Genomic DNA, 22,993 nt, shown 5'->3' on the forward strand with positions numbered 1-22,993 from the left:
GCTGCTTATCAGCGGAGACCCGGCGAATCGACGGACCGGGTGAGCTCACTGCTTCAACCCCGACGACCCCGGGCTGGCACACAGCCGCCGTGCCGGTCGCGGCCCGGCCCGCCCACGGCTGCGGGGCTGCCCAAGCCGCAGCCTCGCAGGCGGACACCTCCGCGCTGCTGATCCTCAGACAGTCTGCAATCTCAAAGCTGATCTGGCGTGTCGTGCTCGTGATGTTCCTCGGGTGGGCTCCGTCTCCTACCGGTTGAGGACCGTGGAACAGGTCAACAATCTCGACGGCTCCGCCCGCAGCGCCTTTGATGCCGTCATCGCTCTCGCCCTCGGCGCCTTCATCCAGACCAACAGCAACCTCGTCGCGTTCGAGTAGCCGCTTCTGCGGCGGCGCACTGCAGAGCAGGAAACCGGTCTCAGCCAGCTGCTCTCGGTAGAGCCGACTCCGACTAGTTCTTCGACGGTGGCTCCTGAAGCCCGGGCCGCCGCCGTACTGCCCCTGCTGCTGACCTGACCGCAAAGGCAGGACAGCACGGGTTTGACGCTCAGGGGCAGCTGAACCGCCGCACTTGATCACCGAAACAGAACCTGGCCAACATCCATGCGGTCCACAGCGCGGGCGCGTACCGGACGCCCATCACACGCGCGACGTGCCCGCAGCCCCGGGGTGCGGTGCCCTCCCCGCGGGCCACTGCCTCACGTGAAGCACTCCGCCAGCACTCAACACACGACAGAAGGAAAGGGCAAACATGATGAAAAACACCGCACGGCGAATGGCTCGCGCCGCCGCCGCGCTGCTCGCGTTGGGCGCGCTGCTGGGAGTGGCGCCGGGGGGCGCTGTCGCGGCGACCACGGCGCCGGACACCGCCTACATGGCGTGGCGAGGGACCGGCAGCGACCCGAACATCTACTGGTCGCACCTGGTGAACGGCCAGTGGACGCGGCAGCAGGGGTTCCCGGCGACCACCGCCAGGGAGCCTGACCTGGCGTACCTCAACGGCCGGGCGTACATGGCGTGGCGCGGCTACGGGGCGGACAACCACATCTGGTGGTCAAGCTTCGATGGTCGCCGCTGGGCCACACCGCGGCAGCTGGCCGACCGGCGCAGCACCTATGCGCCGGCGCTCGGTGTGGTGGGCAACAAGCTGGTGATGGCCTGGCGAGGTGTCCAGCCGGACGACCACATCTGGTGGTCCACCTTCAACGGCAGCTCCTGGACCGGCCAGCGGGTACTGGCGGATCGGCGTGCGGTGGGGGCACCAGCGCTGGGATCGGCCAACGGCAAGATGGTGATGGCCTGGCGTGGCACGGGAACGGATAACCACATCTGGTGGTCCACCTACAACGGCACCTCCTGGACCGGCCCGCAGGTACTGGCGGACCGGCGGAGCGCCGCCTGGCCCACCCTGGGCACACAAGGGCGGACCCTGGTGATGGCCTGGCGGGGCGTGGGGTCGGACGACCACATCTGGTGGTCCACCTACAACGGCACCTCCTGGACCGGCCAGCGAGTACTGGCGGACCGGCGGACGGCCAACTACCCGGCGCTCGGAAGTGGCGCTGGCCGACTGTACATGGCCTGGCGTGGCACGGGGACGGACGACCACATCTGGTGGTCCACCTACAACGGCACCTCCTGGACCGGCCAGCAGGTACTGGCGGACCAGCGGCTCGCCCGGGATGAGCTGACGGGCGGCGGCCCACATCGGGCGATACCCGCAGTACCGACCTCCTTGGGCACGCTCGGGCCGCTCCTGCCCCGAGCATGCCCGCGGCTCGCCGCACACCTGAGGCTCGGCCAGGGCGAACAGCGCCCCGCAATCAAATCCACCCCTCCCGAAGGGATCTCGCATGCGCCTGCGCATCGTTGCAGTCGCAGCAGCAGCGGGCCGACCGTCGAGGTTCCAGGGAAACATGGCCGGCACGGACGCAGGCGCTCATCGCCGCGCTGCTGCTATTCGCCCTGATCGGGTCCGCGTGCACCGCCGTTTATTCAGGCGTTGCCCAGGCACCGTCCGTGGACGGACTGGTGCGATTCGACATGGCTCTCCTGGCTGCCATGGTGCTCTTCACCTGTTATCGGTTCCGCGCATACATGGAACACTCGGAGGTCCCGAGCGCACTGCCGCACCTGATCGACTTCAGCCTGGCCGTGTCCGCATGCGCCATCGCCCTGACGAAAGCCCGGGACGCGGAGGTGACACTGGGCAACATACCGCCGTGGGTAATCGTGGTCGGCCCACCGTTGATCATCGCCGGGATGATAGTCATGGTTCATCTGCGACGGCACCTACCGGCCGTCCCCAACTCGGGAATCTGCCTTGCTGTCGCCCTTACCGGTGGACTCCTGGTGGGACCCGTCCAGGTCGTGCTCGCCTCCGAACTCCTCCCCGTCGTGCAGTGGCTTCCCTTGCCACGACTGTGAGTAGCAGAGCGCGCTCGCCGAGCGCCTCGCCGCCTGCCCCGACCAGCCCACCACCGTCACCCTCGCCCACTGAGCGTTTTCAGCGGTGCCGCTCCAGGGTGAGGATGGCGGCTGCGATTGACGACAGTCGGTTCGGGCTGCACCGGGCCTTGCGGAAGATGCGCCAGGACTTCAGTCGTGCGACGCCCCGCTCGACCGGGGCGCGTGCTGCCGCCAGCGTGCGGTTGACGGTTTGCTGGGTGGGTGCGAGGTCGCGGCCGGGTGGGCGTCTGAGGGGTGTTGTCACCCATGGGCCGGCTCCGATGTAGGCGCGGTCGGCGAGGATCGGGATGCCCTGGCGTTCGCAGATCCGGATGATCCGGTGGGTGCGGGCTGCGGTGAGGTCGTGGGCGCGTCCGGGCAGTGCGGGTGAGACCCACAGCAGTCGTCCGGCTGGATCGGTCACCACCTGCACGTTCACGCCGTCAGGGACGCAGCTCGCGCGGGATGGGAATCACCAGCGGTCACCCGGCCCCGCCCGGACGTTCGACCACGGCCCGGTCCGGCACACAGTCGCCGCGGCGGAGCGGCTTGGACCACAGCCGCCCCTCGGAACGGCCGCTGCAGCCGCCCAACCGCACAGGCAGCCCTTCGCGGGGGCGGGCGGGGGTGGGCGGTCACCGGGCATCGGCGGCCTCCCTCGCAGCCGACCCGGCCTGGCGGGTCACCCAGATCAGCATCGTGATGTGCGGCCGCGTCACAACGTCGCCGAGCCGCATGCCCGGGCCGACCACGTGCCCGTCGGAGTCGTCCGACAGCACGCCCACCGTGAGGACCTGGCCCTTGCGCTTCTTGTCGGTCTGCCCGTCGATCGCCGCCTTGAAGCTCGGGTACCAGTTCGCGGGGTCCCGCACACGCCTCGTGGCCGGGGAGTACACGCCGCGGATGTGGATCCGTACGAGCCTGGGAATGCGGGCCGGCATGTCAGCTGCCGTTTCGTCGCTCGATGTGGAAGTGAACCACGGCGTGTTACGGTACTGAGTACCATTTGGAACTCGATACCGAGGAGTCGGCCATGGACAGCCGGACCATCGTGTTGACCGGAGTGACCCGCGGTTTCGGCCGCGAGTCCGTCGAGTTGCTGATCCGGGAACGGCCGCAGGACCACTACGTCGTGCTGGCTCGCCGCGGCGGCGAACTCCTCGCTGCGGAACTCGCCGAGGCCACCGGCGCTTCCGGCGTCACAGGCATGGACTGTGACCTCGCTTCGCTCGCCGAGATCAGGCGGGCGGTGCAGGAGATTCTGCGTGGGCTCGACACCGGGTACCTGCCGCCGCTCGGTGGTTATCTCGGCAACGCCGGCCTGACGGTCACGACGACCGAGAAACGCACCACGGACGGGTACGAGATGGCCTTCGGGGTCAATGTGCTGTCCCACTACCTGCTCGTCAGGGAGCTGCTGCCCCGGTTTACCGGTCCGGGCTGGATCGTGCTCACCTCGAGCGACTGCCACTTCGGGCAGTTCCGCTACACGCTCGGCGCCACGCCGCCGCCGCGCTGGGAGACGCCGGAACGACTGGCCACGCCTCGTGCCGGTGGCGCGCGGGAGGCCGGGCGGGCGTACGCGACCAGCAAACTCGGCGTCATCTACCTGACCCACGCGCTGGCCCGCCGCCTGCCCGAGAGCGTCGGTGTCTACTCCTACAACCCGGCGCTCGTCGCGGGCACCGATTTCTTCCGCCACGCCCCGGGGCCCGTGCGAGGCGTGCTCAACGGATTCTTCCAGCTTCAGCGATTCCTCGGCCGGGGCATGACGCCGCAGCAGGCGGGCGCGCGGCTCGCTGAGACGATCCTGACCGGGCTGACCGCCCGGACCGGGTCCTACCTCGATCGCGGCTGCAACGTGCCGTCGTCGCCAGAGTCACACGACGAGGCCCGCGAGGAGGAGCTGTGGCGCGAGGCCGCCCGCCTCGTCGACGCTGACCGCCGGGCGGGACGGGCGGATATCCTGGCCGAATGAGCGCGAACAAGTTTCCGGTGGAGTCATTGCGGGACCGCAAACGCCGCCAGACCCGGGAACGGATCATCGAGACGGCCTTCGCGCTCTTCATGGAGCGGGGGTTCGATGTCGTCACCGTGGACGAGATCGCCCAGCGGGCCGAGATCGGCCGCACCACCTTCTTCCGCTACTTCGGCGACAAGCAGGAAGTCGTCTTCTCCACCGAGGACGACTTCCTGCGCGCGCTCACCGCGGCCATGCACGATGCGCCCACCGAGCCGCTCCAGGATCTCGCGCAGGCACTGGCCACATCTCGGCGGCTGCTGCTCGCGATCTGCACGGAGGCCGCCCGCAACCCCGGCCACTACGCGGTTTACCACCGTCTGGTCGAGCAGCACCCCGAGCTCGAAGACCGCCACACCCGCAAGACCCGGCACTACGCCGACCTCCTCGAGAAACACCTGATCGACCACGGCACCCCGCCGGCCACCGCCGTCCTCGCCGCCCAGTTGACCGTCGCCTGCTACCAGGCGGCGTGGCGCCTCGGCCGCCACGACGCGACGGCGGTGCTCCGCGAGGCGAATGACGCCTTCGACCTCCTGCTGGGCGCCACCGTCGCATGACCGGCGGACTGGCCTTCGCTCGGCCGGGACATGCGCAACCTCGCAGCGGGCTCGACCACCAGTCCAGCACTCGGGCAGCTACAGTTCCCGATCAATCAGCCGAAACTCCGCCACTGTCAATCCCCTCCGAACGTGGAGACCTTCCTATGCAACCAGCCCCTCGGTGAGGCTGGCTCGGTGGTCGTGTTCGTAGTCGATCGGGCTCTTGAAGCTGCACACGCTGTGTAGCCGACGCGCGTTGTAGAAGTCGGTGATCCAGGTGGCGATCCTGATCCGGGCCTCGGCACGGGTGACGAAGGTGTGCCGGTGGACGTACTCGACCTTGAGGACGCTGTTGAACGTCACTCCCGCCGCCCGGCGCGGTACCCGCGCGACGGGCCCGCGATACCCAACTGGCCAGCGTGGTCTCGTTGATCCCCAGATCCTTCGCGACCTCGGCGACGGTCTTGCCGGTCTCGGTGACGATCCGTACGACCCCCTCGCGGAACTCCGCATCGAACTTCCGTCGCTTGTCCCGCTTCCCCTGCGGTCACGGTCTCCACGCTACGAGGGGAGGGACACGCGGTGCCTGCCCTTGTTCAGGGAGCATTCAGCGACTGCGGCTGCACGCCCCGGGCAGACACCCGCGCGTTCACGACCCTCGACCGGCTACACCACTTCGCCGGACACCATCGGGTAGCGGGATGGACGTGCCATGAGATGAGACCTGTACTCGTGATGGCAACACTCTGAGCTTAGGTTGGATAGCGCTGTGTGGGCGTGCGCGGTGACACGGAGAGGGGCCCAGGTGGGCGGGACGTTGGTAAAGCCGCTGGGTGCCGGTGGGGGCGTACCCGAAAGGCGCCGGACTCGGCGAACATCGTCGCCGCCGGGCCGGACGCGAAGTGGAGGCGGCGATCGTTTCGTTCAAGCGTCCACGCCCGGGTCGGCGGCACTGTCATGGCATGAATTCTATTGTGGCCGTCGCCTTGGCGGCCTTCCTGATTGCCAACGGCGTCGCGCACTTCGTGCGCCCGGACTACGTCCGCCGGTTGGTCCCTTCCTGGCTGGGTCGCTCACGACTGCTCGTCGCTGCGGGCGGGGTTGCGCTGATCGCCGACAGTGTTCTCCTCCTCGCGCCGCGGAGCCGAGCGGCGGGCGGGTGTATCGCCGCGGCGATGATCTCGGTCTTCGTCGTCGCGCATCTCGATGGGCTGGCCCGGGTAGTGGCTGAGCGGCCGCGCCGTGCTCGCGGGATGGCGAGCGCAACCGTCAAGGTGCTTCTCAACTTTGCCTACATCGGTGGGCCGTCGCTGTTGCGACGACGGTTTGAGCCTGGCCACCAAGGCCTGGCCGAACACTCGCAGAACAGCCACTCAAGTCGCCCTGCCGAACCGGAGCTTCGATGTGCCGTCAGTCTGCCAGTGTCTGCCTGATCAAGTCGCCCTTGCGTCAGCACCGCGCACTGCCGGGACTGCCGCAGCGACTGGCCACACTGGCGGATCCGCGGCACCGGCGCGGGAGGCGTCACCCGTTCGTGAGCGTACTGCTCATCGCGTGCTCAGCCGTGCTGGCCGGAGCGCGTTCGTTCGCCGCGATCGGCCAGTGGGCCGGGAACGCTCCGCAGGAGGCTCTCACTCGGCTCGGTGCCCGCACCACCAGCGTGTTCGCCTCCGCGTCGCGCCGAGCACGGCGGCCGTCCGCCGGATCATCAACGCCACCTGCCCCGGCGGGCTTGCCGACCTGCTCGGCGCCGACCCGGCCAGGTCCGACACCCTGGCCGTGGACGGCAAGAGCGCCCGCGGCTCGCCCAGCGGCGACAGCCCGGCCGCCCATCTGCTGGCCGCGATGACCGGTGCCGGGACGGCCGCCACCCAGCTGCGGGTGTCGGACGAGACCAACGAAATCACCTGCTTCGCCGCCCTGTTGGAGCCCTACGACCTGGCCGATGTGGCAGTGACCGCCGCCGCTCTGCGCACCCAACGCGCACGCCCACTTCCTCGTCGAGCAGAAGGACGCGCACTACGCCTTCACCGTCAAGAAGAACCAGCCGATCCTGTATGCGCAACTCAAGACCCTGCCCTGGGACAAACGACGGCGAAGTTCTACGACCGATCCCACGGCCACGGACGGTTGGAGACCCGGGTGGTGCAGGTCCTGACCGTCACCGCCCTCGGCGTTGACTTCCGGCACGCCGCGCAGGTCGCGAAGATCGTCCGGCACCGGACCCGCGTGAAGACCGGTAAACGTACCCGCGAGACGGTCTACGTGATCACCGACCTCACCAGTCGCCAGGCATCCCCCGAGCGTCTCGCGGCGATCGTGTGCTCGCAGTGGACCATCGAGAACCGGCTCCACTTCGCCCGCGACACCACCTTCGCCGAGGACGCCTCGAAAGTCCGCACCGGCCACGGACCCGAGAACATGGCCGCCCTGCGCAGCTTCGCGATCAACCAGCTCCGCGCGGCGGGCCACGCAAACATCGCAGCCGGCCTCCGCGAGATGTTCTCTTCTGTCTTGGCTTACGTGTGGCGGATCGTGGACAGGGCGATCAGGTCGCAGTGGGCGTCGCCGTGGCAGGCGTCTGTGGGACGGGCGGGTACGAGGCGGTCGCCCATGGGGTGGCCGTAGAGGACCACGATGTGTTGGAGCCACCTGCAACACATGCTCACGGCCATCGCCGTGAGCATCGAACGACTCAGCAGCCTGCCACCGACCGAGGAACGGCCCTCACCGCGGCTACCGACTGCCCTCCAGACCTTCCTGGACCAGCACGGCGCCCCTTGGTCGAAGTCCTGGCGAATCCTTGGCAGTTGACCTCGACAACCCAAGATCCCCGACAGAGTCAAGCTAGGCCGCGCTTGATGTGGACGCTCGCACGTCGTGGGCTTGTGCTTCTTGCGTGCCGCCGGACAGAGCGTCCCTCGACATCGATCCGGTCCGGGTCAGCGAGACGATCAGTCCAGCGGCTGTTACGGCGAGTGTTGCGGCGGCGTAGGTGATTGCTGCGGGCACCAAACCGATGGCGTCACTGAGGAAGCCGGCCGCAATAGTAGGGATGCCATACGCGAGATAAGCGACCGCGTAGACGGCGGAGAACAGCATCGCGCGCTCCTGTGCGCGCGTCAGCGGAACAAGGAACCCGAGCGAACTGGAAAAGACGGCGCCGAAGCCAAGGCCGGCGATGATCGCGCCGCAGATGATGAGCGATGCGAGGCCCGCCGCGAACGAGCACGCCTCCAGCGACACACCGGCGAGGACGGCTACATATCCGGCGAACATGAACCGCCGAGGCGGCATCAGCGGCCCAAGTACGAGCGCGGAGACGGCCGCAGCCAGGGGCTGGGCGGCGACCACCAGGCCGAGGGCGGCTCCACTGGTGATGTGCAGGGCTTGATGGACGATCGACGCCCCGAGGCCGAGGACCAGCCCGGCCGACATCCAGACCCCGATCATTCCTGGGGCAGTGCGAGCGAACGCGGTCCGGGCCGCAGACGGAACGCCGATGCGTGGCACGAGGGCGTCGCCGATGCCTTGACGCTCGCCGACCGTCTCAGGCGAGGCCGCTGTCACGACGATGGCGATGACGACAATCGCGAGTGCGGCTCCGAACACGACCGCGGCGGGTGCTGCCGCGAACTGGATGGCGACGCCGGTGAGGGCGACACCGATGCCGAGACCGGCGACGGACGCGATGCTCACGACCAGTGCTGCGACCTTCTTCTGTGCCGCCGGTGCGACCTCGGGGATGTAGGCGCTGAACGCGCTCGTGGCCGCTCCCGTCGCGAAGCCCTGCAGCGCCCTCGCGACGATGATGACGCCGATATTCGGGGCGAACAGGAACACCACCATCGCAACCGCCTGAAGTGCGAGGGCCGCGATGAGTACCGGACGGCGACCGATTCGATCCGACAGGGAACCGATGCCGAGGAGCGCGAGGAGGAGCGCGAGGGCGTAGATCGCGAACGCGACCGTCAGTTCGCTGTCGGAAAAATGCCAGTGCTGCTGGTAGACGACCAGCAGGGCGCTCGGTGCTCCCGCGGCGGCCATCACTGTCATGAACGCGATAGCCGACGCGACGAAGGCAACGACCGGCGGAACCGTTGGACGCGGCATGGAACCAACCCCTATCCACTCGACATAGGACCGAACCCGACTGGACGGCCCACTCAGTGTCGAGCGGCTGAACGACACCCTCCAGTGGCAAGAATGCCAATATGTGCGAGGATTCTGCCGCAGGGGATTGAGCGCCGTGAGCCGAGGAGATGGACGATGGTGAGTTCACACCAGGTGATGGTGCTTGTGCTGGATGGGGCGCTCCCGCTCGACGTCGGCATCCCGACCCAGGTGTTCCATCCGCGTAACGGACTCCCGTACGAGCTGACCGTGTGCGGCGTCGCTGCGGGGACGGTGCCGTCCAGTGAAGGTTTCGGGTACACGGTGCCGGAGGGTCTCGACGCGCTGACCGAGGCGGACACCATCATCGTCCCCGGCTACGCGCCGGTCGGCCGGCCGATCCCGGCCGCAGTGCACGAAGCGCTTCGGAGGGCGCATTCAAGAGGAGCCCGTATCGCATCGATCTGCTACGGCGCGTTCGCCCTGGCCGACGCAGGTCTGCTGGAAGGGCGGCGCGCGACAACGCATTGGGACGCAGCGGAGACGCTGGCGCTGCGCCATCCGGACATCGTGGTGGAGCCCAATGTTCTGTTCGTCGACGAGGGTTCGGTCCTCACATCAGCCGGTGTCGCGGCAGGTATCGACCTGTGCCTTCACATCGTCCGGCGCGACCTCGGCGTGAGCGTGGCGAACGAGATCGCCCGCCGTCTGGTGACGGCGCCCTATCGGAGCGGCGGCCAGGCTCAGTACCTTCCCCGAAGCAGTCCGGCACCGCAGGGCGATACACTCGCGGCGACCCGGGAATGGGCGCTGACACGCCTCCACGAACCGCTCGCGGTCACCGATCTCGCGACGCACGCGCGGATGTCGCTGCGCACCTTCATGCGCCGCTTCGCCGAGGAGACCGGCGAGACGCCGCTGCAGTGGGTCCTCCGCGCTCGGGTCGATGCTGCCCGAGCGCTCCTGGAAACCACGAAGCTCCCGGTCGACCAGATCGCCGAGCGCGTCGGATTGGGAACCGGATCCAACCTCCGCCTGCATTTTCGGAGAATCCTCGACGTGTCGCCGTCCGAGTATCGGGCCGCGTTCTCCGGCCGGACGATTCCGACTCCTTGAGCGGGAGCTCCTGGCGCTCTGCGGCTCCCTGACCTGCCCTCCACGGCGGGACCAGCTCACCCTGGAAGCCCACTCCGGGCTGGCTGCGAGAGGTCCCCGCCGTCCAGGTCCTGCGCCGGGCCTGGGTTGAGCAGTACCACCGCGACGGCGAGGGAGTCGCTGGCGGGAGAGCAAAGACCTCCCGCCAGCCAGACGTCGGCTCTCCTCGCCCTACGACCCCGACGCCCGCTACGGGACCAAGCGCGGCTCGGGCTGGCGCGGCTGTTCAGGGTGGTCGGCGCTCCTCCGGGGGAGGGCGGGCAGCCCTCACCCTGACCGCGGCCGACGCCGCCACGACGGGATGGCACGCGCACATCACCCACACCACGTTCCTGGGCGACCACTACCTCCACACCCTCCAGGCCGGACCCGACCCCAGCCCTCACCAGCACAAATACACATCGAGCCTTTTCACGCCAGAGCTACCCACAACATGCCGCCTCTCCCCCTCCACATACAGCCAACAACCCCAGCTCACACACCCCCATCCCGCCACCAAAATCGGTTGCCCCACCTCTCAGCGAACGAACAACACCCCAGATCAACAGCGAACCCGTACACCAACAGGCCCCCCTCCGAGCGTCACCGCGCGCCGCCGGGCGGCGCCTGCGATCGCCGAGGCGGCCGTGGAGCACGGCGCGGCGATCGCGTCGCGTCTCCGGCGACCGTCGCGGCACCCCTCGAGTGCCCTTCCGCCGTCTCGACCGTGAAGGTGAACCCCGCGGTGACGCGGGGATGGCGCCCAGGTCCGGGACGCCCGTCCCGGACCCGCTGGGCGTCGCCGGTTCCGCGCCTCGGGAACATTGCCGTGCGGGCTCCTGCATACGATGTGCCGCATGCTGATCTACGTCCCGGCGGCCGTGGTGTTTCTTCTGTTCTGCATAAAAGTGGTGCGCGAGCGGCGAAAGGTCGGCAACGCCGTCCTGCTCGGCCTGTCCCTCGTGTTCGCTCTGGCCGGCTCGCTGCTGGTCCTCGCGGAACGACAACCCGAACTCGCCAGGAACATCTCCGTCGTCCTGGCCGCCGTGGTGGCGCTGGGCATTGTCACCCTGGCCTGCTTCCTGCTCGTCAACGGCGTCGGCATGGTCCGCAGGGAAGGCTTCGGCCTGGGCAATCTGCTGTCACTGCTCTCTGGTGCCGGCCTGATGGCGCTGCTCGCGCTCGTGGCCGCGGCGGTGGCCGTGCGCGATCCTGTCCTGACATCCACAGCCGCTGTGGCGGCCGCCGTCGCCGGATACACCGGCTTTCTGTTCCTCTGCTTCCTCGGATACGCCCTCGTCTACGGGCGTCTGCCGCTCAACCGCAAAGCGGACTTCGTGGTGGTACTCGGGTCAGGACTCACGGGCGGTTCCACGGTGCCGCCGCTGCTGGCGCACCGGCTGGAGCGGGGGCGCGCCGTGCACGAGAGGATCACCGCGCGCGGCGGTCATCCGGTGCTTCTCGCCTCCGGAGGCCAGGGAGCGGACGAGGAACTCCCCGAGTCGCATGCCATGGCCGCCTATCTCGTCGATCGTGGCTTCCCCTCCACGTCCGTCACGTGCGAGGACCGCTCGACGAGCACCGAGCAGAACCTGCGGTTCAGCAGGAAGATCATGGAGGAGGCGCGCCCGGGGTACCGGTGTGTGATCGTCACGAGCAACTACCACGTCTTCCGTGCCGCGGTGACCGCGCGCCGGGAGGGCGTCAGGGGCAACGTCGTGGGATCACGCACCGCCGCCTACTTCTGGCCGAGTGCGGCCATCCGCGAGTTCGTCGCGCTGTGCGTCACCTACTGGCGCACGAATCTGACTGTGTGCCTCGTACTGCTGCTCGGCGGGGTTGTCCTGTACCTGCTCCACTGATCGAACCGTCGGGTCCACACCCATTCCGCAGGGGCGCCAGGTGCACACGCGGGCACACTCGGCCGTGAGGAGCGTGGCACCGGGCGGGTGGGGCGCTCTCCCAGCCGTGGTCCGTGAGGCATCCCCGGCCGGCGGGACGGGGATGCCCGACCGCGCGGCGGGCATCCACGTTCTGTGTGGCCGCGCGTCCTGGGACGGAACGCGGCACGCGTCAGTCAGACGTCCGGTGCCGGCGCTCGGCGCGCTTTTTCAGCCACAGGGGCAGTGCGTACCAGCACAGGGCGAACCAGAGGAGAACCCCGCCGGCGAGGATCTCGGCAAGCTGATCGGGCAGTACGACGTGGAGGATCAGCAGCACCGTGCCGCTGATGGTGAGCGCGAGAAGAACGAGCCCGGTCACCATCAGACGCCCGGCGACGGCCACCAGATCGTCCTTCATCTGCTCGCCGGTCAGCAGCCGGTGCAGGGAGACCGGTGCGATGAGAGCGCCGGTCGCGGCCGCCCCGAGAATCACCGTCAGCACGTAGACGGACGTGTCGAAGGCGCCCAGATCACCGAAGCGAGGAGTGAACGCGACACTGAGCAAAAAGCCGAAGAGGATCTGCACGCCGGTCTGGGCCACGCGCGTCTCCTGCAGGATCTCCGCCCAGCGTCGGTTGACCCTCTCGTGGGCGTCTTCCTCGCTTCCGGGCTGCGCGCCGTGCGGCGTCGGCGCTTGTCTCTCGGCCGGCGTGGCAGTCATGGACAACCTCCTTGATGTGGAGGTCGGATGCCCGCGGAACGGAAGATCACGTGTCCCGTGTATCGCCGTCTGTGTCCCGCTGCGGTTCTCCGACGGCGATATTCGAGGCCTGTCCAGCAGCTCACCGCAGCATGCAGCGTCCGGAACGCACCTTGCTTCGGGTGCGGGGGCCGATGATCTCGCGCTGTACCGGGAGAAGTTTCGCCGGCGTCTTCCGACATCGCTAGACGAGCTGAACGGGCCGACGACCGGTGTGGTGGAACTGCCCCTGCACGTGGCGTGGTCGGGGATCACCTCGTTCGAACTGAGCAAGCCCCGCCAGCGGATGGGCCTGTACCGCACCGTCCTGCACGAAGGCCTGCGCGAGGACCTGCCCCGCTACCTCGACCAGGACCTGCTCCTTGAGCTGTGGCCGGTGCTGCGCACCCTGGTCGGACGCAGCGTGCGCACGGTATGGGAGGACGCCTTCCCGCCCCTCACCTCCCGTGCCCGGGCAGCCGCGTGACAGACATGCCCGAGCTGCACGCGCGGCTCCTGGCGGACGTGATCGCACTCGGCGCCCCCTACCCGCTGGTCCTCACCGGCGGATACGCCGTCCGGGCACACCGTCTCGCGAACCGTCCCAGCCAGGACCTCGACGTCGCCACCGAGAACCCGGCACCCATGGCAGACATCGCGACTGCGCTGCGCGCCGGCCTCGAAAGCCGGGGCTGGCAGGTACAGGCCCTGGAGACCGCCCCGCTGTCCGCCCACTTCACCGTGACCGACCCGGCCACGGGCCAGGAGTGCGAGGTCGACGTCCTCAAGGAAATCTTCTCCCGCCCCATCGACCACAGTGCCTACGGACCCGTCCTCGCAGAAGAGGACGTGATCGGAACCAAGGTCCGCGCCCTCGCCGATCGCGGAGCACCCCGCGACCTGATCGATGTATTCGCCGCGTCCCACCGCTGGAGCAACACCGACCTCGAGGAGTTCGGCCGCCGATACGCCCGCGGCCGCTTCGAGCCCGAAGACCTGCAGGCCAACCTCACCGGCGCCGAATGGACCGACGACGAGGCCTTCGCCGCCTACGGCCTCCCCGACAACTCGCGCAGGCCCTCGGCCAGCGCGATCAGCTCCTTGGTGCCGTCCAGGCGGTCACCGAGCAGGACCAGGACGCACGAGTGGGCCTGGCCGAGGCGGACCTTGGGGTGCACGCCGTCGGCCCAGACGTAGACGAAGTCGCGGTCGGACAGGTCCCGGTCCTGGAAAGCGGCGTGGTCGTCGCTCCACTGCTTCGTCAGCCGGGTCGCGGACGACAGGCCGGCGGTGCCGCCAAGGAACTGCTCCAGGGCCGGGATGAAGTCCCCCGAGGACAGGCCGTGCAGGTACAGAAGTGGCAGCACCTCGGAGATCATCTGGGATGTGCGGCACCACGGGGCCAGGATCTTCGAGGAGAACCGCCTCCCGTTCACCGGTGGCCTCGTCGACGCGAGGGTCGTTCACCCGCGGAGCCTTCACCTCGACTGGACCGGCCGCCGTGATTACGGTCCGGGGCCGGTGGTGGCCGTTGCGGACGACCAGGCGGCGGCCCGCCTCATCTGCCTCGGCCGCCAACTCGACTATGTACTGGTTGACTTCTGCTTCCAGGGCGGCGGCGAGCATCCGGCGGGCGCCCTCGCGGACGATCTCGTCGATCAGGGGCCGGACTGGGTGGAGCCGTCGTCGGTGACTACGCGCGACACGGGCGTGCCTTCCCGACCCGCGCTGTAACGCGGGCCTACCCGGAGACCATCAAAGGATCATCGGGAAGGTACGCCTTCCGCGTCCCTCCCGAAACTGATCCACGCGGCCTTCTCCGCCGTCTTGGTCCACTGCCGCAGCGTCTCGTGATTCACACCCAGCTCGGCGGCGATACGCGAGACGGGCCGACCCGACGAACGGGCCAACGCCACCGCGTCGGCCCGGAACTCCGCCGAGCAATTGTAGGTCCCCACCTGGGACTCCTCTCCCTGGGCTCAAGATCCAGTGTCGAGGTGTCCACGATCAAGGTGGAGGACCCATGCTCATCGTCACCCGGGAGGGTGACATCCGTGCGGTGGCGGCGCAGGGCGCGGCGGAGGACAAGAAGGGCCCCGCCGAAGCGGCAGACGCTCGGCCGGGGCGTGGTGTGGAGCTGCTCGTCGAGGCTGCCGGGTGGTGCTGCGGCGCGTCAGCGGGACTCCTGTACGCCGAGCAGAGTGAGGGCGTTGCGGATGCCCTCGTCGAGGAGTTCGTCGGAGAGTCGCCGGTCGGCCAGGGCGCGGGAGAGCTGCAGCGTTCCGACCATCATGGCGTAGACGCTGAGGGTCTTTGTGTGCATCGAGCGCGGATCGGCGGGCGCCAGGCGAGCGGCGATACCGTCGATGACGGCGAGCACGCCGTCGGTGTATGCCTGCTTGGTCTCGGCCGCGCTGCGCCCGAGCTCATCGAGGAGTGCCGCGGAGGGGCAGCCGTCGTCGGGACTGTCGCGGTGCTGGGCCGACAGATACCACCGTACGATCTGCTCGACTCCGGCGATGCCGGGGGCCGCCTGCTCGATGACGTTCGCGTACTGCGCGCGCAACTGGTCCGCGACCGCGGTGGCCACGAGGTCGTCCTTGGATGCGAAGTGGGCGTAGAAGGCGCCGTTGGTCAGTCCGGCGTCCGCCATCAGCGTTGCGATGCCCGAGCCGTCGATACCGTCCCGCTTGAACCGGCGGCCGGCGGTCTCGATGATCCGCTGCCTCGTCGCCTGCTTGTGCTCTTTCCCGTAACGCGGCACGCGCTCGCTCCTTTGTGCGCCGGAAGGGTCACCCGCGCTTCGCCATCATATTGGATTGCGAACGTACTCCAATGGTGTGCCGACGGTGTATTGGAGTACCGACACACCTTCAGTCGTTGTCGGGCGCCCTCGAGATCACGACCTTTCCGGCCACGGTGCGGCCCTGCTCGACGTGCGCCATCGCTTCGAGCGTCTGGTCGAAGGCAAACGTTCGGTCGATGACCGGGCGGAGCTGTCCGTTGTCGTAGAGGGCGGCGAGCTCGCGCAGCTGGGTGCCGTTCGCCTGCATGAAGAAGAACTGGTAGCGCACGCCCAGCGCCTTGGCCTGCTTGCGGATCTTGCGACTGAGCACGTTCATGACCAGGCCCAGAAAGGATGGGGCGCCGAGCTGCTTGGCGAACGCGGCGTCCGGGGGGCCGACGACACTGATGGCCAGGCCACCGGGCTTCAGCACGGTCAGCGACTTCTCGAGGTTCGCCCCGCCCAGGGAGTCCAGCACCAGGTCGTAGCCGGACAGCACCTGCGAGAAGTCCTCCTTGGTGTAGTCGACGACGATGTCGGCGCCGAGGCTCCTGACCAGCTTCTCGGAAGCAGTGTTCGCGGTCGTCGCCACCGTGGCGCCGAGGTGCTTGGCGAGCTGGACGGCCGTCGATCCGAGGCCGCCGGCACCGGCATGGATGAGCACCTTCTGGCCCGGCTTCACGTGGGCGCGGTCGACGAGGATCTGCCAGGCGGCCAGGGCCACCAGCGGCACCGCGGCCGCCTCGCGGAGCGTGAGTGACTCCGGCTTGGGTGACACGTCGTCCTGGTCGATCGCAATGAACTCGGCGAAGCCTCCGATCCGCAGGTCGCGGGGACGTGCGTAGACCTCGTCTCCGACGGCCACGTCGCGCACGGCGGACCCGACCTGCGTCACGATGCCGGCGACGTCGTGGCCGAGCACGAAGGGCAGCTTGTACTTCAGGAGTCGTTTGAACTCCCCGTTGCGGACCATTTTGTCCAGCGGGTTGACGCTGGTGGCGCTCACTCGGACCAGGACGTCGCCGTCGCCGACGGTGGGCTCGGGAACGTCTGCGGCGCGCAGGCCGTCCTTGCCGTACTTCTCGACGATGAATGCCTTCATGTCAGCCATCCCTTTGCGTGGTCTTCTTGATTGCCTTTCGGCGGGCGATTCGCATGTCAGGCCAGCTTCCACATCAGCTGCCGAGGTGCCGTCGAAGCCACTGGCCCATCTGCTCGATCGCCCGGTCCACCTCGGGCACGCGCCCCGCGCCCAGGATGAACGAGTGCTGTCCCTCGGGCAGCGGACGGCCCTCGGAGAGGATCTTGAAGTCGGCGAGTCGGCGGCCGAAGTCGGCGCCCTCGCCGGCAAGCGCCTCGTACTCTCCGTAGTGGAGGGCCGTGGGCGGCAGACCGGTCAGGTCGGCGTTCAGGATGCTGATGTCGGGGTCGGTGAAGTCCACGTTGGGGTCCTGCAGCCAAGCCGCTCGGAACTGCTCGAGGATGTCCCGGCTGAGCATCTTGTCGAGTTCCTGGTTCTCGTCCACCTTCGGGTTACTGATGGTGAGGTCGGTCCACGGCGAGATGCTGATGATCGCCCCGGGGGCCGCCTCGCCCTTGGCGAGCAGGCGCAGCGGCAGCGCGACCGCGAGGGTGCCTCCGATGGAATGGCCGGTGCTGCCGATGTTCCGCGGCTCGTAGCCCTGTGCGAGTAGCCACCGGTACGCGGTCTCGGCGTCGTCGATCTGCGCCGGGTGCGGGTGCTCGGGCGCCAGACGGAAGCCCACGACGAGTGAGCGGGCTCCGGCCGCCTTGGCGATGTGGCCGGCGGCCTTGCGGTCCGATGTGATCGAGGCGGCGACCGATCCGCCGAAATGGAAGTGGAGCAGCGCCTTGTCGGGGTCGGCGCCCTCAGGGATGGCCCACAGGGCGGGGACGCCGTCCGCGTCCACGTCGGCGTAGGTGACGCCTTCCGGCTCGGTCGATGCCGAAGCATGTGTATCGACGATGGCGCGGACGACGGCCAGGTCGAGGCCCGGTGTCGACGCCTTCGCGCGCACGCTTTCGAGGAACTGCGCGAACTGCTGTGCTTCCGTGCTGATTCCCATGGTGATGCTCCTTGTCGGGTCAGAGCTGAACGCGCATCTCGCGCGCACTGCAGGTCGATGGGCCGGGTGCGACGTCAGCCGGGCATCCGGTTGAATCTGCGGATCTGCTTGTCGAAGATCCCGGCAGGGACGAGGCGTCGCGCGGTGGTGATGCGTGAGGCGAGCGGTCCGGCGGTGTAGCGCAGCTTCGGCTTCGGGGCGGTGGCTGCCGTGACGATCTCCTTGGCGACGACAGCAGGGTCGTCGCCGGTCTTCATTGCCGCAGCGACCACTTCGTCGAAGACACGCCGCCGCTCCGCATACAGCGGCAGGGGGGTGTCGGGCTGCGCGGCATTGGCGTCGAAGGCGGTCCGGGTGTAGCCGGGCTCGACGAGCAGGACGCGGACGCCGTGCTCGCGGACCTCGTGGTCCAGGGACTCGGAGTAGCCCTCGATGGCGTGCTTCGCGGCGACGTAGAGGGCCATGAAGGGCTGCGGGATGACGCCGAGGACGGACGAGAGGTTGACGATGCGTCCACGGCCCTGAGCGCGCATGTGCGGCAGGACGGCCTTCGTCATGCGGACCAGACCGAAGAAGTTGAGGTTGAAGAGGCTCTGGGCCTGGGCGACGGAGTTCTCCTCGGCGGCGCCGGCCGAGCCGAGACCGGCGTTGTTGACGAGGACGTCGATCCGTCCGAACCGTTTGATCACTTCCTGGACGGCGGTGGCGACGGATTCGTCACTGGTCACGTCGAGGTCGAGGAAGGTCACACCGGCGGGCGGGGTGAGTCCCGAGGTGTTCCGTCCGGTTCCGATCACCTCGAACCCGGCTGTGACGAAGGCGCGAGCGGTTGTGTTACCGATCCCCGACGACGCCCCCGTTACGAGTGCTACCGGCCGATGTGTCGCCATCACAGACTCCCTGCATCATTGAATTACGATCGTTTATCTTACGATCGTAAGACTATGGGCGGGACGGCGCGGATGGCAAGGAGCGGCTTCGGCGATCACCGGGAACCTGCGGCTACTGGTGCGGGAGGAGAGACCAGGGGGCGACGAATGCGGCAGGTCACTGATACGGCCCGGTGCCCCCTGTCCGGGCACGCGGAGAAGGTGCGTGCGGCACCGGGCCGGGATGCTGCACCGCTCACGAGCGGCACGAGATGCGAGACGGGTCACCGGCGTGCCGCGCACAGCTTCACGTGCTGACGCCGTCACTCCGAAGGGTCGACGCTGGCGGACGAGTGGTTCGGCGACTTACGGGCGGTCCGTGGCGTCGAAAAACGCCTGCAACTCGCCCCGGGCCGTGGCACGTTTTCCGTGAAGCCGGGAACCGGCTCGAATCGCATCTGAGGCGAACTGGTCAAGGTGGGCCAGTAACAGCCCGGCGACGGCTTTTAGTTCGGAGAAGTGACCAGGCCGAAGCTGATCGCACCCGACCAGATGCTCCGCGGCGTCACACAGACCTCCATGACAGGCCCCGAGCCCCCTCATGTGGGATCTCAGTTCGGTGGCCAAATCCCACGGCCGGTGGCCACCCGGTGGCCAGTCGGCCACAAACCTGAGACGGGCTGGTCCGCCTGTTCACCCTGTGGAGTGCATCAGACGTGATGCAGCCCTCCCATGGGCAGTCTCCTCGCAGCGCCCCTCGTCCGCCACCGGCCGCCATTGGGCGCGGGCAGCGGCCGCTGCTGAGCTGATAGCCCTGGGTGTCTTGCCTGCCCGGCTCGCATCGGCTTCGCTGCTGTGAAGTTCTGGGCGACGTCCAGGGTTCAAGAGTCCCGGTCACCGGTAGGGCTTATCTCCTTGGACCTGGTCGCTGCCCAGCTTGCGAGGAGCTTGAGCCGGTCCTCATCGGGGGTGTCCGGCTCGGCCGTGTAGATGGTCAGCGAGTGGACCTCGCGTGGAGAAATGGGCAGGTCCAGCGGCTGGTAGACGAGCTCGACCGTCCCGGCGTCAGGGTGCTGGAATTGTTTGACCCCGCCATGGTGGATGCGCACGTCGTGGGCGGCCCAACGAGTGCGGAATTCGGCGCTCGTCGTGCACAGTTCACCGATCAGTTCGCGCAGCGCCTTGTCGTGCGGGTAGCGGCCCGCCTCGGCACGCAGCAGGGCGACGGTGGCGCCAAGGGCGCCGTCCCAGTCGGCGACGAAGTCGGGTGCCCCGCGGTCGAGGAACCAGTACCGGGCGAAGTTCGGCCGGCCTCGGGCATCGGTGGTCTCGCTGTCGAACAGTGGCGCGAACAGGGCGCGGGCCAGTGCGTTGGTGGCGACGATGTCGAGGCGGCCGTTGGTGACGAGGCCCGCGGACAGTGTCATGGAGTCGAGCAGCCACTGGACGCGGGGCGGTACGTCGACGGCCTTGCGGCGGCGGGGGGTGCGGCTGGACGGCTGGGCTGCCCGGGCCAGGTCGAACAGGTAGGTGCGTTCATCGTCGTCCAGCTGCAGCGCACCGGCGACCGCGTCGAGGACGTCTTCGGACACTCCGTTGATGTGGCCTTTCTCCAGACGCGTGTACCACTCGGTGCTCACGCCGGCGAGGACGGCGACTTCCTCGCGCCGCAGCCCCGGAACCCGGCGTCGGCCGCTGGTGGGCAACCCGACCTGCTCCGGGGTGATCTTGGCGCGCCGGGTGGCGAGGAAGTCACGGATGTCGGCGCGGCGGTCGGGGTGGCGTTCCATGGGCTCAACGCTACGGCGCGAGCCGCTGAGGGAGGGGGTTGAGCTTGTCCCCCCTATAAACCCGGCCTCCCGCGCCTGCGGCAGGAGCGGTTTCGTGGGATGCGCCCCCGATTTCGACCTGCTGCGGAGATGAAGCATGACGACGCGAGGAGACACCCTCCACGCCCCCGACGCCCTGCAGGGCACTGGCCCTGGGCAGCTGCCCGCCCGGCTTCCGCTCGTCGTCCACGTCCTGGCACTGGGCACGTTCTTGATGGGCACGACCGAGTTCGTGGTGGCGGGCCTGTTGCCGGAGATTGCCGGTGACGTGCAGGTCAGCGTGGCCCAGGCCGGTCTGTTGATCACTGTCTTCGCGGTTGGGATGATCGTCGGTGCACCGCTGATGGCGATGCTGACGTTGCGGCTTCCCCGGAGGCTGACGCTGATCCTGGCGCTGGGGGTCTTCGGGGCCGGGCACGTCATCGTCGCCGTCGGCTCCAGCTTCTCGCTGTTGCTGCTCGCGCGGTTCCTGACCGCGTTGGCGACCGGCGCGTTCTGGGCGGTGGCCAACGTGGTAGCCGCCCGTGCTGCAGGCCCCGTCTCGAGTTCTCGCGCCCTGGGCGTCGTGGGCGCCGGCGCGATGCTTGCCAACGTCGTCGGCGTGCCGCTGGGTGCTTTCGCCGGACAGGTCATGGGCTGGCGGGGCCCGTTCTGGGCGCTCGCGGCCCTGGGGGCAGCCGCCATGGTGCTCATCGCCCGCCACGTCCCGCACGACGAAGTGAGTCACGCGGCGATGTCGATCCGCTCCGAACTGTCCGCTCTGCGCTCGGGGCGGATGTGGCTGGTCCTCGTGGCCTGCGCGACCACGACGGGCGGCGTGCTGGCGACGTACTCCTACATTTCGCCGCTGCTGACCGACCGGGCGGGGCTGGCCTCCGGCCTCGTGCCGCTGGTCCTGGTCGGATTCGGCGTCGGTGCCCTGGCGGGCTTCCTCGTGGGCGGCCGCCTGGGAGACCACCGTCCGCACACGACGACCATCGCTGCCGCTGCGACAACCCCGATCCTGCTCCTGGCGCTGTGCCTGCTGTCCCGGTCCGCCGCGCCCACGATCGTACTGGTCGCCCTGCTGGGGCTGTTCGGACTCGGCGCCAACCCGGTACTGATCTCCCTCGGCGTCCGCTTCGCAGGCCGGGCCCCCACCCTGGGTTCCGCCCTCACCGTCTCGGCATTCAATCTCGGCACCGCCGTCGGCTCCTGGATCGCGGGCCTCGCTCTGGAGTCATCCCTGCGAGCCACCGGTCCCGCCGCCGTCGGCACCGCCATCGCGGCTCTCACGCTGATCCCCACGATCGCCATCGCACTCACCCAGCGCCGTCGCTCGGCGGTGGTGATGCCGGACCCGGGACCGGACACTTCGGCCCTTTGAGCGGGCTCGACCGCATGAGCTCTCCAAACCGAGGAAGCCGCGGCAGCGCCGTGCCTTCCTGAACACGAACCGGTGCCTTCAGGTGCCCGCACGATGAAAGCAAGGAGATCCACGATGCGTGGAGTAGTGATGTACACCGCCGGCGACGTCCGCGTGGAGGAGCGCAAGGATCCGAAGATCATCGATCCCACCGACGCGATCGTGAAGCTGACCGCGACCTGCATCTGCGGCTCGGACCTGTGGCCGTACCGCGGCGTCGAAGCCGCCGACCACACGCTCATGGGCCACGAGTACGTGGGCGTGGTCGAAGAGGTCGGTGACGCGGTGAAGACCGTCAAGCCCGGAGACTTCGTCGTCGGCTCGTTCGTCATCTCCGACAACACCTGCGAGATCTGCCAGGCCGGCTTCCAGTCCAAGTGCGTGCACGCCGAGTTCGTCCACGGTGGCATCGGCACCCAGGCCGAGAAGGCCCGCATCCCGCTGGCCGACGGCACCCTGGTCGCCACCCCCGGCCAGCCCGACCCCGAGCTGATCCCCGCCCTGCTCGCCGCGTCCGACGTCCTGGGCACCGGCTGGTACGCCGCCGTAGCCGCCGAGGCTGGCCCCGGCAAGACCGTCGCAGTCGTCGGCGACGGCGCGGTCGGCCTCATGGCGATCCTGGCCGCCAAGCACCTCGGCGCCGAGCGCATCATCGCGATGTCCCGCCACCCCGAGCGGCAGAAGCTGGCCCGCTACTACGGCGCCACCGACATCGTCGAAGAGCGCGGCGACGAGGGCGTCGCCAAGATCAAGGAACTCACCGGCGGACTCGGCGCCCACTCAGTCGTCGAGGCGGTCGGCACCCAGGAATCGTTCATGCAGGCCGTCGGCGCCACCCGCGGCGGCGGACACCTGGGCTACGTGGGCGTCAACTACGACGTCCAGATTCCCGGCATCGAGCTGTTCTTCGCCGGCATCCACACCCAAGGCGGCCCCGCCCCCGTGCGCCGCTTCCTCCCTGAGCTGATCCAGCTCATCTGGGACAAGAAGATCGATCCCGGCAAGGTCTTCGACCTCACCCTCCCCCTGGAGCAGGCCCCGGAGGGCTACAAGGCGATGGACGAGCGCCGCGCGACCAAGGTCCTGCTTACCCTGTGAGCACCGGGCCGACAGCCCCGCTCGCGCCCTCCACCCCAACGCA

General features: G+C 68.7%; 22 protein-coding genes and 5 pseudogenes. 14 read left to right on the forward strand and 13 right to left on the reverse strand.

The features are described from left to right. Window positions 1–232 precede the first annotated feature (232 nt). The 3 genes from ACWGJB_RS44635 to ACWGJB_RS44645 all read left to right on the forward strand — a co-directional run bounded on the left by ACWGJB_RS44635 (window position 233) and on the right by ACWGJB_RS44645 (window position 2,425). The gene (locus ACWGJB_RS44635; RefSeq protein WP_453385771.1) at window positions 233–376 is read left to right on the forward strand and encodes a hypothetical protein; all 144 of its coding nucleotides are present in this window, start codon (window positions 233–235) and stop codon (window positions 374–376) included. Window positions 377–749: 373 nt separating this feature from the next. Beyond that, window positions 750–1,967 carry a hypothetical protein gene (locus ACWGJB_RS44640; protein WP_453385772.1) on the forward strand — a complete coding sequence of 406 codons (1,218 nt, stop codon included), beginning with the start codon at window positions 750–752 and terminating at the stop codon, window positions 1,965–1,967. A 50-nt stretch (window positions 1,968–2,017) separates the two neighbouring features. Then, complete coding sequence (locus tag ACWGJB_RS44645; RefSeq protein ID WP_453385773.1) at window positions 2,018–2,425, forward strand: hypothetical protein; 408 nt, start codon at window positions 2,018–2,020, stop codon at window positions 2,423–2,425. Between the two features lie 79 nt (window positions 2,426–2,504). Here the strand turns inward: ACWGJB_RS44645 and ACWGJB_RS44650 are convergent. Further along, window positions 2,505–2,888, reverse strand: a pseudogene (locus tag ACWGJB_RS44650) (transposase family protein); the annotation flags it as partial. A gap of 193 nt (window positions 2,889–3,081) precedes the next feature. Beyond that, window positions 3,082–3,387: a hypothetical protein gene (locus ACWGJB_RS44655; protein WP_453385774.1), complete on the reverse strand. Its 306-nt coding sequence runs from the start codon at window positions 3,385–3,387 to the stop codon at window positions 3,082–3,084. A gap of 92 nt (window positions 3,388–3,479) precedes the next feature. Here ACWGJB_RS44655 and ACWGJB_RS44660 point away from each other — a divergent pair, with 92 nt between their 5' ends. Together ACWGJB_RS44660 and ACWGJB_RS44665 are read left to right on the forward strand one after the other, a co-directional pair. Continuing rightward, the gene (locus ACWGJB_RS44660) at window positions 3,480–4,424 is read left to right on the forward strand and encodes an SDR family NAD(P)-dependent oxidoreductase (protein WP_453385775.1); all 945 of its coding nucleotides are present in this window, start codon (window positions 3,480–3,482) and stop codon (window positions 4,422–4,424) included. Next, window positions 4,421–5,026 (forward strand): TetR/AcrR family transcriptional regulator, encoded by a 606-nt coding sequence (locus ACWGJB_RS44665; protein ID WP_453385776.1) that lies wholly within the window; start codon window positions 4,421–4,423, stop codon window positions 5,024–5,026. Before ACWGJB_RS44660 ends, ACWGJB_RS44665 begins: the two co-directional genes overlap by 4 nt. A 144-nt stretch (window positions 5,027–5,170) precedes the next feature. On the opposite strand, the gene ACWGJB_RS44670 is transcribed toward ACWGJB_RS44665, so the two are convergent. Together ACWGJB_RS44670 and ACWGJB_RS44675 are read right to left on the reverse strand one after the other, a co-directional pair. Then, window positions 5,171–5,371 (reverse strand): IS3 family transposase, encoded by a 201-nt coding sequence (locus ACWGJB_RS44670; protein WP_453385777.1) that lies wholly within the window; start codon window positions 5,369–5,371, stop codon window positions 5,171–5,173. A 25-nt stretch (window positions 5,372–5,396) separates the two neighbouring features. Beyond that, window positions 5,397–5,525 (reverse strand): annotated as a pseudogene (locus ACWGJB_RS44675) (transposase); the annotation flags it as partial. A 445-nt stretch (window positions 5,526–5,970) separates the two neighbouring features. Between ACWGJB_RS44675 and ACWGJB_RS44680 the strand changes: the two are divergent. The 3 genes and pseudogenes from ACWGJB_RS44680 (at window position 5,971) to ACWGJB_RS44690 (ending at window position 7,636) form a co-directional block, all read left to right on the forward strand. Continuing rightward, window positions 5,971–6,441, forward strand: coding sequence for a hypothetical protein (locus ACWGJB_RS44680; RefSeq protein ID WP_453385778.1), 471 nt, complete (start codon window positions 5,971–5,973; stop codon window positions 6,439–6,441). Further along, window positions 6,411–6,590, forward strand: a pseudogene (locus tag ACWGJB_RS44685) (hypothetical protein); the annotation flags it as partial. The gene ACWGJB_RS44680 and the pseudogene ACWGJB_RS44685, both read left to right, overlap by 31 nt. 20 nt (window positions 6,591–6,610) lie before the next feature. Beyond that, a complete protein-coding gene (locus ACWGJB_RS44690; protein ID WP_453385779.1) occupies window positions 6,611–7,636 on the forward strand; it encodes an ISAs1 family transposase in 1,026 nt (341 codons plus the stop codon). Window positions 7,637–7,855: 219 nt separating this feature from the next. Here ACWGJB_RS44690 and ACWGJB_RS44695 read toward each other — a convergent pair whose 3' ends face one another. Next, entirely contained in the window at window positions 7,856–9,121 is a 1,266-nt protein-coding gene (locus tag ACWGJB_RS44695; protein ID WP_453385780.1) for an MFS transporter, read from the reverse strand. A 156-nt stretch (window positions 9,122–9,277) separates the two neighbouring features. Between ACWGJB_RS44695 and ACWGJB_RS44700 the strand changes: the two genes are divergently transcribed. After that, window positions 9,278–10,237 carry a GlxA family transcriptional regulator gene (locus ACWGJB_RS44700; RefSeq protein ID WP_453385781.1) on the forward strand — a complete coding sequence of 320 codons (960 nt, stop codon included), beginning with the start codon at window positions 9,278–9,280 and terminating at the stop codon, window positions 10,235–10,237. A gap of 875 nt (window positions 10,238–11,112) precedes the next feature. Next, window positions 11,113–12,117 carry a YdcF family protein gene (locus tag ACWGJB_RS44705; RefSeq protein WP_453385782.1) on the forward strand — a complete coding sequence of 335 codons (1,005 nt, stop codon included), beginning with the start codon at window positions 11,113–11,115 and terminating at the stop codon, window positions 12,115–12,117. Window positions 12,118–12,328: 211 nt separating this feature from the next. Here the strand turns inward: ACWGJB_RS44705 and ACWGJB_RS44710 are convergent, their stop codons facing one another. Then, window positions 12,329–12,859: a DUF6328 family protein gene (locus ACWGJB_RS44710; protein ID WP_453385783.1), complete on the reverse strand. Its 531-nt coding sequence runs from the start codon at window positions 12,857–12,859 to the stop codon at window positions 12,329–12,331. Window positions 12,860–12,968: 109 nt separating this feature from the next. Here ACWGJB_RS44710 and ACWGJB_RS44715 point away from each other — a divergent pair, with 109 nt between their 5' ends. Both ACWGJB_RS44715 and ACWGJB_RS44720 read left to right on the forward strand, forming a co-directional pair. Continuing rightward, window positions 12,969–13,364, forward strand: coding sequence for a hypothetical protein (locus ACWGJB_RS44715; RefSeq protein ID WP_453385823.1), 396 nt, complete (start codon window positions 12,969–12,971; stop codon window positions 13,362–13,364). A 5-nt stretch (window positions 13,365–13,369) separates the two neighbouring features. Further along, window positions 13,370–13,942 (forward strand): annotated as a pseudogene (locus tag ACWGJB_RS44720) (nucleotidyl transferase AbiEii/AbiGii toxin family protein); the annotation flags it as partial. Between the two features lie 2 nt (window positions 13,943–13,944). Here the strand turns inward: ACWGJB_RS44720 and ACWGJB_RS44725 are convergent. The 7 genes and pseudogenes from ACWGJB_RS44725 to ACWGJB_RS44755 all read right to left on the reverse strand — a co-directional run. Continuing rightward, window positions 13,945–14,539: pseudogene (locus ACWGJB_RS44725) on the reverse strand (transposase); the annotation flags it as partial. A gap of 101 nt (window positions 14,540–14,640) precedes the next feature. Further along, window positions 14,641–14,835 (reverse strand): transposase, encoded by a 195-nt coding sequence (locus ACWGJB_RS44730; protein WP_453385784.1) that lies wholly within the window; start codon window positions 14,833–14,835, stop codon window positions 14,641–14,643. A gap of 215 nt (window positions 14,836–15,050) precedes the next feature. After that, window positions 15,051–15,641, reverse strand: a complete 591-nt coding sequence (locus ACWGJB_RS44735) for a TetR/AcrR family transcriptional regulator (protein ID WP_453385785.1) — start codon at window positions 15,639–15,641, stop codon at window positions 15,051–15,053. 109 nt (window positions 15,642–15,750) lie between these two features. After that, window positions 15,751–16,764, reverse strand: coding sequence for an NADP-dependent oxidoreductase (locus ACWGJB_RS44740; protein WP_453385786.1), 1,014 nt, complete (start codon window positions 16,762–16,764; stop codon window positions 15,751–15,753). A gap of 73 nt (window positions 16,765–16,837) precedes the next feature. Beyond that, entirely contained in the window at window positions 16,838–17,749 is a 912-nt protein-coding gene (locus ACWGJB_RS44745; protein ID WP_453385787.1) for an alpha/beta hydrolase fold domain-containing protein, read from the reverse strand. A 74-nt stretch (window positions 17,750–17,823) separates the two neighbouring features. Further along, window positions 17,824–18,639 (reverse strand): oxidoreductase, encoded by an 816-nt coding sequence (locus ACWGJB_RS44750; protein ID WP_453385788.1) that lies wholly within the window; start codon window positions 18,637–18,639, stop codon window positions 17,824–17,826. A gap of 860 nt (window positions 18,640–19,499) precedes the next feature. After that, window positions 19,500–20,408, reverse strand: coding sequence for a helix-turn-helix domain-containing protein (locus tag ACWGJB_RS44755; RefSeq protein ID WP_453385789.1), 909 nt, complete (start codon window positions 20,406–20,408; stop codon window positions 19,500–19,502). A 136-nt stretch (window positions 20,409–20,544) separates the two neighbouring features. Between ACWGJB_RS44755 and ACWGJB_RS44760 the strand changes: the two genes are divergently transcribed. Continuing rightward, window positions 20,545–21,813 carry an MFS transporter gene (locus ACWGJB_RS44760; protein WP_453385790.1) on the forward strand — a complete coding sequence of 423 codons (1,269 nt, stop codon included), beginning with the start codon at window positions 20,545–20,547 and terminating at the stop codon, window positions 21,811–21,813. Between the two features lie 114 nt (window positions 21,814–21,927). Next, on the forward strand, window positions 21,928–22,950 hold the full coding sequence (locus ACWGJB_RS44765; RefSeq protein WP_453385791.1) for a zinc-dependent alcohol dehydrogenase family protein: 1,023 nt from the start codon (window positions 21,928–21,930) through the stop codon (window positions 22,948–22,950). The last annotated feature ends 43 nt before the right edge of the window (window positions 22,951–22,993 follow it).

Source organism: Streptomyces sp. NPDC054813 (genome assembly GCF_053611365.1).